Origin of the sequence: Salinibacillus kushneri (genome assembly GCF_900111405.1) — a bacterium.
Taxonomy (GTDB): domain Bacteria; phylum Bacillota; class Bacilli; order Bacillales; family Alkalibacillaceae; genus Salinibacillus; species Salinibacillus kushneri.
The window spans coordinates 131801-144554 of sequence record NZ_FOHJ01000001.1; the positions used below are offsets into that span (position 1 = coordinate 131801).

General features: G+C 39.7%; 9 protein-coding genes and 1 pseudogene. 3 read left to right on the forward strand and 7 right to left on the reverse strand.

The features are described 5' to 3' along the window. Nucleotides 1-348: 348 nt before the first annotated feature. Complete coding sequence (locus BMX63_RS00655) at nt 349-1710, reverse strand: GntP family permease (RefSeq protein ID WP_093130941.1); 1362 nt, start codon at nt 1708-1710, stop codon at nt 349-351. A 349-nt stretch (nt 1711-2059) separates the two neighbouring features. On the opposite strand from BMX63_RS00655, the gene BMX63_RS00660 reads away from it, so the two are divergent. The 3 genes and pseudogenes from BMX63_RS00660 to BMX63_RS18790 all read left to right on the forward strand — a co-directional run bounded on the left by BMX63_RS00660 (nt 2060) and on the right by BMX63_RS18790 (nt 4772). Beyond that, entirely contained in the window at nt 2060-3202 is a 1143-nt protein-coding gene (locus BMX63_RS00660; RefSeq protein WP_093130943.1) for a conserved virulence factor C family protein, read from the forward strand. Nucleotides 3203-3464: 262 nt separating this feature from the next. Then, a pseudogene (locus BMX63_RS18785) lies at nt 3465-4010 on the forward strand (protoglobin domain-containing protein); the annotation flags it as partial. A gap of 270 nt (nt 4011-4280) precedes the next feature. Next, a complete protein-coding gene (locus BMX63_RS18790) occupies nt 4281-4772 on the forward strand; it encodes a methyl-accepting chemotaxis protein (RefSeq protein WP_425441442.1) in 492 nt (163 codons plus the stop codon). Between the two features lie 305 nt (nt 4773-5077). Here BMX63_RS18790 and BMX63_RS00670 read toward each other — a convergent pair whose 3' ends face one another. From BMX63_RS00670 to BMX63_RS00695, 6 genes are all read right to left on the reverse strand, one after another. Further along, nucleotides 5078-6292 carry a multidrug effflux MFS transporter gene (locus BMX63_RS00670; protein ID WP_220083793.1) on the reverse strand — a complete coding sequence of 405 codons (1215 nt, stop codon included), beginning with the start codon at nt 6290-6292 and terminating at the stop codon, nt 5078-5080. Between the two features lie 255 nt (nt 6293-6547). Further along, nucleotides 6548-7621: an NAD(P)H-dependent flavin oxidoreductase gene (locus tag BMX63_RS00675; protein WP_093130949.1), complete on the reverse strand. Its 1074-nt coding sequence runs from the start codon at nt 7619-7621 to the stop codon at nt 6548-6550. 408 nt (nt 7622-8029) lie between these two features. Beyond that, a complete protein-coding gene (locus BMX63_RS00680) occupies nt 8030-8821 on the reverse strand; it encodes an SDR family oxidoreductase (protein ID WP_093130951.1) in 792 nt (263 codons plus the stop codon). A 94-nt stretch (nt 8822-8915) separates the two neighbouring features. Next, nucleotides 8916-11084: a TRAP transporter permease gene (locus BMX63_RS00685; protein WP_245732663.1), complete on the reverse strand. Its 2169-nt coding sequence runs from the start codon at nt 11082-11084 to the stop codon at nt 8916-8918. A 17-nt stretch (nt 11085-11101) separates the two neighbouring features. Continuing rightward, a complete protein-coding gene (locus tag BMX63_RS00690; RefSeq protein WP_093130955.1) occupies nt 11102-11575 on the reverse strand; it encodes a DUF1850 domain-containing protein in 474 nt (157 codons plus the stop codon). Between the two features lie 42 nt (nt 11576-11617). Further along, nucleotides 11618-12634, reverse strand: coding sequence for a TAXI family TRAP transporter solute-binding subunit (locus BMX63_RS00695; RefSeq protein ID WP_093130957.1), 1017 nt, complete (start codon nt 12632-12634; stop codon nt 11618-11620). Between the last annotated feature and the right edge of the window lie 120 nt (nt 12635-12754).

Below are 12754 nucleotides of genomic sequence, written 5' to 3' on the forward strand. Positions count from 1 at the left end.
AAGCTCCGCACGAGAGGTTATGGGAATGATTTGAGAAGGTAGGGTACAAGGAGATTGGGATGATTAATTCCCGGTTATCCGGCTCCATTTTTTTATGTAGAATTAAATTCTTACAGATTGAATTCGTGTATTATAGAATGAATGGATAAATTTCACGATTAATCTTTTTGCAATCAAGTTTAATTCGCTTTTTCAGAAGCTCAATAGCAAAGTGTTTATGGACAATTAGTGAAAAAGAAGCTTACTTATCTAATGAAGCCAATATTCCAGAACCACCTTCCTCCCAAAATAAAAAAGCTTCCAAAAATCCATACCATTGGAAGCTCAAACTTATCGATTTTTAAGCGTTTACAGAAAGATTAACCATAAAATAAAGGTAAACACAAAAGCTACGATTCCTTGTAATAATGTAGCTGCTGTTTGTGCTTTATAGGCTTGTGTTACACTCATTCCGCTGAACTCTTTTACCACCCAGAAATAACTGTCATTCACATGGGAAACGACCATCGCCCCTGCCCCAATAGCCATAACAACCAGTGCAAGCGGAACAGCCCCTGCTATACCAATCTCGACAAGTATAGGAGCTACGAGCGTTGACGTAATGACAATGGCAGCAGTCGATGAACCTTGTGCCGACTTTAACCCAGCAGCTATCAGGAACGGAATAAACAAGAACATAGCTCCCGAGAAGAAGGCATTTTCCCCCAATCCTTGTATATATTCAGCAACAGAGGTCGAACTGATCACATTCCCAAAGGCACCACCAGCACCTGTTATAAGCAGAATCGGAGCTGCTTCTTTTAAACCAATTCCTATCCATTCAGAAAGGGTCTCTTCATCAAATTTAGGTAATAATAGAAACGCAAATAGTACACCCGCCAATAAAGCAACCACAGGAGAACCTAAAAATAAGAAAATATCAAAGATCGTACCAGACCATCCAGCAAATGTAATAACAGACCCAAATCCAATTAACAGAATGGGCACCACAATGGGGGTAAATGATTTTGCTGCTGAAGGCATCTCCCCAAATTGGTTGATAATGGTCTGATAATCATATGCAGCTTGTTCCTTATCTTCTCCTTCAATTTTAATTTTTGTACCGACTTTAACTGACCAAATATATCCGGTAATTATGGTTGGAATCGCAATAAGAAGCCCCATTAAAATAATGGTTCCCAGATAATTTTCCGCACCAATATTACCTGCTGCAGCTATCGGTCCTGGTGTAGGTGGTACGAGTGTATGCGTAGCAAATAAACCCGTTGCTAATGCAACCGCCATGGATGCAACTGCAACCTTTGCTCTTTTTGCTAATGCTTTTTTAAGAGAGGATAAAATGACGTAGCCCGAATCACAAAAAACAGGGATACTAACAATCGAACCAATCAAACTCATGGCCAGTTGAGGGCGCTTCTCTCCCACCAGCCTCAAAACTACTTCAGCCATTCGAAGTGCGGCACCTGATTTTTCTAAAATAATTCCGATAACCGTCCCAAAAACAATGACCAGACCAATACTGCTCATTAATCCACCAAATCCACCATTCACAGCCTCTACAACATCTAGTAAAGGTAACCCAGCTAGAAGACCAATACCAAAAGAAGCCAGTATGAGTGATATAAACGGATGTAGCTTCCATTTGGCAGTAGCAAAGATGATAAATAAAACGCCTAATACGATCAATACAATAAGACCAAATCCTCCCATGCAAATCCCCCCTTCTTATTTTGTAAATGAATATGTTTATTCCTAGTATTATATTCTATGTTTCTCCTATCGGCAGTCATAAGCAAAAGCTATTATACGGCTAAGGGCATACCACTCCATACCTTTTACTTATACGGCAGTACCTAACCGGTCGCCTCCGCTTTTTTTGTCTAGCTGCGGCTCCTAGGCCCAAGCAGTCATAAGCATCATCCTCTCCGTGGCGAAAAGGCATGCCACTCCGTGTATTCTGCTTATGCTGTAGGGCCTGAACAGTCGCCTCCGCTTTTCTTTGTCCTCTTAATCGTTTACAATAATGGGAAAGGAGAAGTCACTAGAAGGTGGTATGGAAATGAAGATTATATCTATTGAACCGACACCGAGTCCCAATTCCATGAAGATTATATTGAGCGAACCTTTACCTGAAGGAGAGACGCATAACTATAGACCTGATGATGATTTAGGAGACGCTCCAGCCTTTATACAGGAATTGTTTAAAATTGAAGGGGTAAAAAATGTTTACCATGTGGCTGATTTTCTTGCGCTTGACCGGAAACCAAAGCTGTCATGGGAAGAAATTTTACCACAAGTACGTGAAGTATTTGGAGAATCTGACACGGTTGAACAATCCGAGCAGGAAGATGCTATAAATCGAGAACCATTTGGTGAAATCAGCGTATTTATTCAAATGTTCCGTGCTATACCGATGCAGGTGAAGATTGAAGACGGGCATGAGGAAAAACGATTTGGTTTACCTGAACGATTTATGAATGCTGTAATGAAGGCTTCTGCTGACAGTCCGAATTTTGTTATGGAAAGAAAATGGGTGGAGCAAAATCCACGCTATGGTGCTCCTGAAGAAGTCGGAGAAGATGTAGTAGAAGAATTATCAGCCAGTTATGACGAAGAACGCTTGGAGGAACTTGCCGAACAGGCTCTTAACCCAACACCGAAAGATGAGGCAACTGAGACCATAAAGAAAAACAAAGTATCCTTAGAAACCCTTGATGATCCGGATTGGAAAGTACGTTATGCTGCTTTAGACCGGATGGATGATCCTACGGTTGAAGATTTACCGGTTTTAAATAAAGCACTTGATGATGAAAAAATGTCTGTCCGGAGAATCGCAACAGCATACTTAGGCATGATTGAAGAACGTGAAGCCCTTCCTTATCTATATAAAGCACTAAAGGATAAAGTCGTTACGGTTCGTCGTACAGCTGGGGATTGCCTATCAGATCTTGGATTTAAGGAAGCGATTCCGGAAATGATAACAACATTAAAAGATCCTAGTAAAATAGTAAGATGGAGAGCAGCTATGTTTTTATATGAAGTAGGTGATGAATCAGCACTTCCTGCCTTGAGAGAGGCAGCTGATGATTCCGAGTTTGAAGTACGCCTGCAAATCAACATGGCGATTGAACGTATTGAAGGTGGTCATGAAGCGAAGGGTTCCGTATGGCATCAAATGACCCAGGCAACAAATAAAAAGTAAGCATCACCAACAACGAAAATAAACCATAATAAAAGCGATGCTTAATCACAAGCATCGCTTTTATTAATTTCTCAGTAAATTACTCCAGTATAATAGTAGATTTAAATTATTTTACGGTTCATGACAGTCTTAAAGGTCTTAAGCCAATATTTATATTCGAATGATTTGTTAAACATTCCATCGACAAAACCGATGAATAAGGATGGGAGGCTTCATAGGAAAAATGAATCAAACTTATACATAGTAGAAATGAGGAAAAAGAATGATTAAGCAACTTTTTACAGCACAAAGTAAAGAAACTGCAACTGCCTTTGAATTTAGAGATGATTTTCAAGGTACTATTCAAGTCCAAAAAAATAGTGATTTGGATAAGCAATTAAAAATGATTGATTTTGGGACAGAGGATTTATCGACTTTAAAATCTTTACAGCCTATTATTGAACAACATGTGGACGAGATTGTTACACAATTTTATAAAAATTTAGAGCATGAACAATCTTTAATGTCAATCATAAATAATAATAGTTCAGTAGACCGCTTAAAAAAAACCTTAACGACACATATTGTCGAAATGTTCGACGGCAAAATAGACCAATCTTTTGTTGAAAAACGAAATAAGATCGCCTATATTCACGTTAAAATCGGACTAAAATCAAAGTGGTACATGTGCGCATTCCAAGACCTCTTACTCTCATTAATGAGCATAATCGAAACCTACATCCAGGATCGAGATTCCTACATAAGAGCCGTAAAAGCGACAATAAAAATGTTAAATATCGAACAACAGTTAGTGTTAGAGGCATTTGAAGATGAAAGTGAACGTATTCGACAGGAAGAGGAAGACAAAAAGAATGAATTATTGGAAGATATTGATAACACAGCTAAGTCACTAGCATCCGTATCTCAACAAACCAATGCTTCAACCGAAGAGCTTTCATCAAAATCAGAACAAATTTTATCTGTTTCTACAAAAGGTGCGGAAATTTCCCATCAGGTCCAGAGTCAGTCATTAGAAGGAAAAAATGAGCTAGAATCGCAGCAACAGCAATTAAATGATATTCAGAGCAGTATCAGTCAAATGCTAGAAGAAATGAGTAAATTAACAGAGATATCAGACGAAATCCGTAACATTGTCGATATCGTGACAGGTATTGCAGAACAAACAAACCTTTTAGCCTTAAACGCAGCGATAGAGGCAGCACGTGCTGGTGAGCATGGAAAAGGATTCGCAGTTGTTGCAGATGAGGTAAGAAAATTAGCCGAACAAACTAAGGAATCAGTATCGAACGTATCCGAACTTATCCAAACAACCAATCACCAAATTGAAAGTGTCTCCCATAATGCAACAGATATTGACCACTTAATTTCAAACAGCACAGAAAACATGGAGGAAATCAACCAATCGTTTGATAAGATTGTTTCAGCGATGACTCAAAATAATGACTATAATACAGCTATCGAAAAGGAACTTGAGAATTTCACTCATATTATTCAGGATATGAACAGTGCCATCACGAATGTCGCTGAGTCATCAAACCAACTTCATAACTTGACGGATAAAACAAAATAAGAACAAAAACACAGATCCCCGGGTAAACCTAGTTTAAGTAAACTATCTACAAGCTACAGGCGCAGACAGAAGCATGGTTAGACTTGTAAAAATGTATCCGAAGCAATTGGATTCAATGAATTATTGTACGGAGAATGGTGAAAAGGATAATCGCCTGTCATGCCAAGTAAAGACTCCAATCTGATCCACTTCGGTTACGTTCAAGCTCTTTCGACTTTAGACATTAAAGAAAGCTCCCATGACTTTAAAAAGAGATGAGAGCTTTTTTTAGATAATGTCACATAACGGAAATAATCTGTGCGGCTTTACGCTATCTTTTTTTGGCCAACCAACAGAAAATAAAATCCTGTACCGAGCAATGCACATATGACGATTAAAATGCCCATCGGTACCGCCGTTGTACTGCCCGCTATGCCGACGAAGGGAGCCACAATCCCAGCACATGCAAATCGAGTCACGCCAAGCAAAGCGGAAGCGCCCCCTGCATGCTGAGATTGATCCTGCATCGCTAGTGAGAATCCGGCCGTGTTGACGATACCCATGCTCGAAACCACAAAAAACAGAAACACACATACAAGGGCAAGACCGGTACCGGCAAGAATGACTCCCAACAAACAGAGACTGCTGATGACAGCCAACACCAGGCCAGCGATTAAAAGGCGCGTATCACTCACATGCCCAGAAAGGAAACCGGTAATCTGAGTGGCCAGCACAATACCGACACCGTTGACGGCAAAAATAATACTGAACATCTGAGGGGAAGCACCAAAAACCCCCTCCACGATAAAAGAGCCGCCAGAGATGTAAGAAAACATCATCGCAAAGATGAAGGATTGAGATAGGACATAGCCCATGAATTTACGGTTGGTCAGTAGCTTTCCAAAGGTACGGACCATTTCCCGAATTCCGCCAGTGTTCCGTTTTTCCGATGCCAGTGTTTCAGGAAGAGAAATCGTAATAATCAAAAACAGTAGAAAACCGACCCCTCCCAACACATAAAAAATCCCATTCCAGTCAGTTACTCGCAATATCTGGCCGCCGATTATCGGGGCAAACACCGGGGCCGCCCCGTTGATCATCATTAACAGCGAGAAAAATTTGGTCATCTCAGAGCCATCAAACAAATCGCGCACGACTGCACGAGAAATGACAACACCCGCTGCCCCCATCATCCCTTGCAGGAACCGCATCACAATCAAAACCCAGATGGAAGGGGAAAGTCCGCTCAAAGCCGAAACTGCAGCATAGCAGAAAAGAGTGAACACCAGCGGCGTGCGTCGTCCTTTGGCGTCGCTGAGAGAACCGAAAATCACCTGTCCGATCGCGAGTCCGAAAAGGCAAGCCGTTAAACTCGCCTGACCGAGAGAAGTAGCGGCCTGCATATCCCTGGTCAATGTCGGCAAAGCAGGTAAATACATATCAATCGATAAAGGGCCGAGCGCTGTCAAGGCTCCCAATAATAAAGCCATCCCGAAACGGGCTGACTTTTTATCCATATTTAATGACGTTGTCTGTTCCATTTTTATATCTTGCATATCAACACCCTTATAGGTTTTCGCACCTGCCACATTGGCTTCGTTTCGAAATCCGTTCGGGTTACCGGAGCCTCCTTTACCATATAAACTTTTCTGAATTATAATTAGGAAACAAGTTTAAACTAGCCGATTCTATTTTTCAACTATTCTGCTCTCTTTCACTTTTATTACTGGCGAGAATATTTCAGCCCCCATTCATTTCACCAATCCCAGTGTTAATAAGTATTAAAAATACACTCTCTAACTATTAAGATCCTCTGCTTCTTTGATCACTTTCTTCATAAGTGATTTCACTGTTAGGTTTGTCGCAAGCCTTGGACTCTGCCCAGACCAGAGAGACATATAATTACGATTTTGTTGCAAAGCTGATGCTTTTCTAATTCCTTTTGTCAACGTATTTTGAACAGGAAATCCCGGTAATGATGCTTCCTTTGCCTTCATTTCTGATATGTATTTATTTTGTATTCCTCTTGCCCATTTTCCCGAAAATGAACGGGTCAAAACGATTTGATCTTCCCGGGCATGACGAATTTCTTCTTTATGTATCTCTTTAGCGCCACTTTCAACACAACTTAAAAAAGCCGTTCCCATCTGTACACCTTTAGCTCCTAAGCATATAGAAGCCATCAATCCTCTACCATCCATAATTCCTCCTGCAGCAATCACTGGAATACGAACGTGATCAACAACCTGCGGGATAAGTGCCATCAAACCAATTAAACTTTCCATATGATCCGTGATAAAGTTCCCACGATGTCCGCCTGCTTCACTCCCTTGTACAATAACGATATCCAATCCACTTTTCTCAATTTCCATGGCTTCTTTAACCGTTGTAGCTGTACCTGCTAATATAATTCCCTGTTTTTTTAGACTCTTAATAACATCCTTCGAAGGAATACCAAATGTAAAAGAACAAATGGGTACTTTATCTTCCATAATCACATTTATTTGTTCGTGAAACGATTCTAAAATATTATTAAATGACGGGACTTCAACGTTATCCTCACCACCAATATTTAATTGATCACGAATAGGTTGCAGGGCGTGTTTTGAGGATTCTATTTCATTATGTGTAACAGTAAATTCAGCTGGAACAAATAGATTTATTCCAAAAGGACTGGATGTTAAATTCCTGATTTCTCTAATTTGTTCTCTCATTTGAACAGGGGTCATATACCCTGCCCCTATCATCCCTAATCCCCCGGCATTGGAAACCTCCGCTACCAAATCAGAAGTTGTTACTCCGCCTGCCATCGGTGCTTGTATAACCGGGTATTGAATACCTAAACGTTTCGTAACTTCATTTTTTAACATTTTACCACCTCGATATTTGTGGATTTATTTTAATTCTTATACCTATTCTTCACAAACAAAATGGATTCTTCTTTTTATGCATACAATCAGCCGCAGTATTTCAATAGAAGAATGTAATTCGGAACCTGTTGAGTTTTTATATAAAGGACTCACCTTCTGCATCATCTAAATGTCGCATAAAAAATCTGGATCATCATTTTTTTAAATTATGGATGACTTTCTCTATTTTGGATATTTCTGCTTTAAAATCTCCCTTACTTGATTAATCCATTTTGTACGTCTATAACAAGTAATCCTTTCAATTTCTTCACCTACGATCCCAAATAGAAAAGCTGGCAATCAATCTTTTGACCAACTACCAGCATTTTAAGCGTTATATCATAAAGTTGTAAAAATTTTTAAAACTATCTATAGTGCCTTCACTAACCCGCCATCAATTACCAGTGACTGCCCCGTCATATATGTATTTGCTTCAGATCCAAGAAAGACAATCGCTTTTGCAAATTCATCCGGTTCACCGTATCTTTCCATTGGAATGGCTTTCTCCATCCTCACTCTTTGTTCTTCGACGGATATCCCTTGTTTATCTGCGTTAACTTGATCTAAATGGGTTACGCGGTCGGTTGCGATTCGACCAGGTCCAACCGTGTTAATGAGAATATGATATGGGGCAAGCTCCTGGGATAAGCTTTTTGATAGTCCTACAATACCTGCGCGGAAAGTATTCGATAATATCAGGTTATTTAAGGTTTGTTTAATGGATGAAGAGGCAAAATTGATGATTCGTCCACTTCTCTGCTCCTTCATATAAGGGAGAACTTCTCTTATCGCACGGATAAAGCTTAAAAGATTTAATTCAAAGGCCTGTTGCCAATCTGTATCATCAAATGCTTCAAATGTTCCAGCAGGTGGTCCTCCGGCATTATTTATTAAAACATCAATCGTTCCACTCGTCTGGGCAGAGTTTTTAACCAAATGCTGTATCTCATCTGGTTGGGTGATATCACAAACCGTGGCGTACACATGGTCATTCCCTGTCTCTTCCTGAATATACTTTTTCGTTTCTTCAAGCGCATCCGGATTGCGACTGGAAATATGAACATGAGCCCCTTCCCGTGCAAATTCTAATGCAGTAGCCCTACCTAAACCTTTACTGGCTGCCAAAACTAATACTGATTTTCCCTTTAAACCAAAATCCATCACAGTATCTCCTTTCACTTATCCTTTAAAAGGGCAATCGAAGCCATAATAAGCTAAGTTGCCCCTCACATTTATCGTAGCATATATCTATAACCTATTGCCCTGATGAAATCGCAGACTGGTAATCAACATTTCTTCGGTTATATCGATTGGTTAACAGAATCAATAGAAACACCAGTACACCAATTAAGTCGGTGAGAATACCTGGATAAATCAGAAGAAGCGCTGCTATACCGGAAATACATCTCATCCAAACAGGTACCGTATGGTAGATGAAACCTTCCATCATGACAGATAATAGAAACACGCCTAAAATAGATGTAATGGTGATAATGATGATATTTAAAAAGGTAGCATCAATCATCAGCATTTCATGAGAAAAGACGAACATAAACGGCACAATAAATCCTGCTATCGCCAGCCGCATAGCCTGAAAACCAGTTTTGTTCGGCTTCCCGCCAGCAATTCCAGCACCAGCAAAGGCAGCGAGCGCAACAGGTGGAGTGATATTAGCAAAAATCCCAAAGTAAAACACAAACATATGGGCAACAAATACGCCTACCTCATTTGATCCGGCTAATTCCTGATATAAAGGAAGCTGTAAAAGAATAGGTGCTGCCATAGTACTGGTAATAATATAAGTAGGAATACTAGGTAAACCCATCCCTAAAATAATGGATGTAAGCATCGTCAGAACCAATGTTATACTTAATTGAATAATCGGACTTCCTACCATTTCTCCAATACTTACTATACTATTGGCAATCTCTATTGCAACACCTGTTAGGGATGCCACTCCAACAATAATTCCGACAGCCCCGCAGGCAATACCGACGGGAATCGTTGTACGAGCCCCATCTTCTAGAGCCTGAACGCACTCTTTGACACCCACTTCTTCAGCTTCAATTTTCAAATGCTTCCTCCATAAATTAATGCATATCGGAACAGCAACAATAATTAATAACTCCCACCAGTTTTCTCTTAAATTTGGCAGACCATTACCAGTCAGAATAGCAGTTATTTGCGGCCGGAAAATTAAAAATAAGGATAGGAGTCCGATAATCCCTGTCATCTTTTTCGTTCCGGAAATCGCAATGGTAGCTATAATGGACCAAAAAGCTGCGTAAAATGGCGTTTTTCCAGAAAACAATAAATAAAGTAAGAAAAACATCGGTATTAATAAATGGCCTCGTGCCATCAGCACTTGTTTTAATCCTGGCAGCTTACTTTTCGGCATTCCTGTTAATCCTCGTTTAGAGGCGCGAAAATGAATTTGCAGAAGAATCCCTAAGTAAAATAAAAAAGCTGGAATAATTCCTGCCAAGATAATATCTGTATAAGGCATAGATAAGTTTTCAGCCATGATAAAAGCTGCTGCCCCCATTATTGGAGGTAATATTTGACCACCGACACTCGCAGCAGATTCCACAGCACCGGAAAATTCTTTGTTATAGCCAATTCTTTTCATTAAAGGGATGGTAAAAGATCCTGTTGTCACCACATTTGCAATGGCCGAGCCATTAATCGAGCCCAAAAAACCACTGGACAAAACGGCTACTTTTGCTGGTCCGCCCTTTGTATGCCCCGCAATAGCAAGTGCTAAATCATTAAACATTTGTCCCATACCGGATCTGGAAAGGAAGGCTCCGAATAAAATGAATAAAATAATATAACTAGCAGAAACACCAATTGCGGTTCCTATAACCCCTTCAGTAATAAAAACAAGATGAGAGATAATTTGCTTGGATACCGACTCAATTACGGGTGCAGTTAGCTGAGGATAGATAGCCAATTTTACATAAAATCCATATATTAAAAACCCTAAACATAATGTAGCTAATCCCCAGCCTGTTACCCGTCTGGTCATATCAAATAACAGTAAAAGAATGACAATCCCGACGATAAAATCAAGGCTGGTAATTTGACCACCTGATTCAATAATACGATCAGCGGTTACAAGCATATAGACAACAACTGCTAACGATACAGCTGCTGTTATATAATCATAAAAAGGTATGCCCTTCTTTTTCCCTTTTTTACGAAAAGGATATAACAGAAACCCTAATGCCATTAAACTATATAAGTGGATGCTCCTTTGCCGTATATCAACCAGGGAACCTGCAAAAGAAGTATATAGGTGAAACAAGGATAACAAAACCGCCAAAATCGTAATAAACAGTAAAATAGGCTTAGCGATAGAAGTTCGGGTATTACTTTCACGATCATAATCCTGAATATTGTTATTTTCAGTTTCCGGACTCACACTCTCACCTCTTTCCATTATCTCATCATAAGAAAAATTGCTTTACTAAAACTGACTTTGTCTGTTTGGATATGATAGGATGTTTGAGCATCTAACTTCAGACGGTCATTATGATACTTCATTTGATAATTGGTATCCTTTCCTGTTCGAATTGCCAGTTCTTCACCAATTTCCCGGTTAATTCCGACCATATATACCCATCCATCTTTTACATAAGTGTCTGTCCCTGCAGAGCTTGGTACACCCGCACCAAAGGTTTTAAAACGAGTAGAATTCATTGTGATATCATTTCCTTCAATAGAAAAGAACTCCTCCCATATTTCCTTTTCAACAGAATGCTTCCACTGGACAGAAAAATTTATTTGATCACGGTATATAAAAGCATCAATGACAGTCCCTTCCCTTGAAACAGTAAAAACCTGAACGGGAAATATGAAAAGAACCCCTATCAAAATCGTAACACCTGCTCCTGCTATGAATTTCTTCTTCATCTGAATGTAAAGGGTATCGAATGTTCGATACCCTTTCCTCTCTTACTCTAGCAATCCATTTTCTTCATAAAATTTCTTTGCTCCTGGATGTAAAGGAGCAATCAGATCTTTAGCACTTTCTTCACGCGGCAATTGTGTCAACGCTGATACTGCAACTTCATCTGTACCGAGATATTCATAATAACGTTTGGTGATGTCATAAACCATATCCTCACTTAAATCAGGGGATACAATAATCATGTTTTGAATTCCGACTGTCTGAACTTCACTCTCTAAATTATATTGTGCTTCATTACCAGCTTCAATCGTAAATGGCTTATAAAACGGATAAGTTTCCATTAATCGATCTGCGACATCTCCTTTAATTTCTACAAAATTCACGTCATGCTGTTGCATAATATCCGTAATATTACTGTTTGGAACACCGGAAGTGAAGAAGGCAGCATCTAAGTTACCGTTTTTCATTTCCTGAACACTATCGGCGTATCCAGTGTGTGTAACTTTATCTAAATCATCATAGGTCAGGTCTATGGCTTCTAAGACTTTTTGAGCACTTTGTTCGACACCGGAACCGACTTTTCCAACACCGACACGCTTTCCTTCCAGATCTTCAATCGACTCAATTCCGCTATCAGCCATAGCTACTACCTGAACTACATTTTGATACATACCGGCCACAGCCTGCACATCTACCTGATTTCCCTCAAATTGCCCAGTACCTTCAATAGCGTCATAGGCAACATCGCTCATGACGATAGCCATTTGGTTGAGACCATCTTGTATGTTTTGAATATTGGCAACCGAAGCACCTGTTGATTCAACAGTTACATTCCCTACGAATTCACTTTCTTCAAATATAGGCTTTAACGCCCCGCCAATTGGATAGTAGGTACCAGATGTTCCCCCCGTTCCAAGTACTATGGATTGACTATCTGAGCTACCAGAATCTCCATCTGAACCACTATCAGATCCATCAGAACTAGTCTCACTGCCTCCTCCACACGCTGCTAATATCAAAGATAATGCAAAGAGAAGTACAAATAATAATCGCTTACGCATGAGGATTCCCCCCCTTTTAATTTTTAGAAAATAACAGCAATTCTCTTTATAATGTTAACGCTTACAAAGTAGTTTGGAAATATTTCGTACATATTGAACATTTTGTTCATTTTGGTCAAT

Excerpts from the sequence above, each read along its gene's own strand:
- BMX63_RS00655 (WP_093130941.1), bottom strand. The coding sequence starts at position 1,710 with ATGGGAGGATTTGGTCTTATTGTATTGATCGTATTAGGCGTTTTATTT.
- BMX63_RS00660 (WP_093130943.1), top strand. The coding sequence starts at position 2,060 with ATGAAGATTATATCTATTGAACCGACACCGAGTCCCAATTCCATGAAG.
- BMX63_RS18790 (WP_425441442.1), top strand. The coding sequence starts at position 4,281 with ATGCTAGAAGAAATGAGTAAATTAACAGAGATATCAGACGAAATCCGT.
- BMX63_RS00670 (WP_220083793.1), bottom strand. The coding sequence starts at position 6,292 with ATGGAACAGACAACGTCATTAAATATGGATAAAAAGTCAGCCCGTTTC.
- BMX63_RS00675 (WP_093130949.1), bottom strand. The coding sequence starts at position 7,621 with ATGTTAAAAAATGAAGTTACGAAACGTTTAGGTATTCAATACCCGGTT.
- BMX63_RS00680 (WP_093130951.1), bottom strand. The coding sequence starts at position 8,821 with ATGGATTTTGGTTTAAAGGGAAAATCAGTATTAGTTTTGGCAGCCAGT.
- BMX63_RS00690 (WP_093130955.1), bottom strand. The coding sequence starts at position 11,575 with ATGAAGAAGAAATTCATAGCAGGAGCAGGTGTTACGATTTTGATAGGG.
- BMX63_RS00695 (WP_093130957.1), bottom strand. The coding sequence starts at position 12,634 with ATGCGTAAGCGATTATTATTTGTACTTCTCTTTGCATTATCTTTGATA.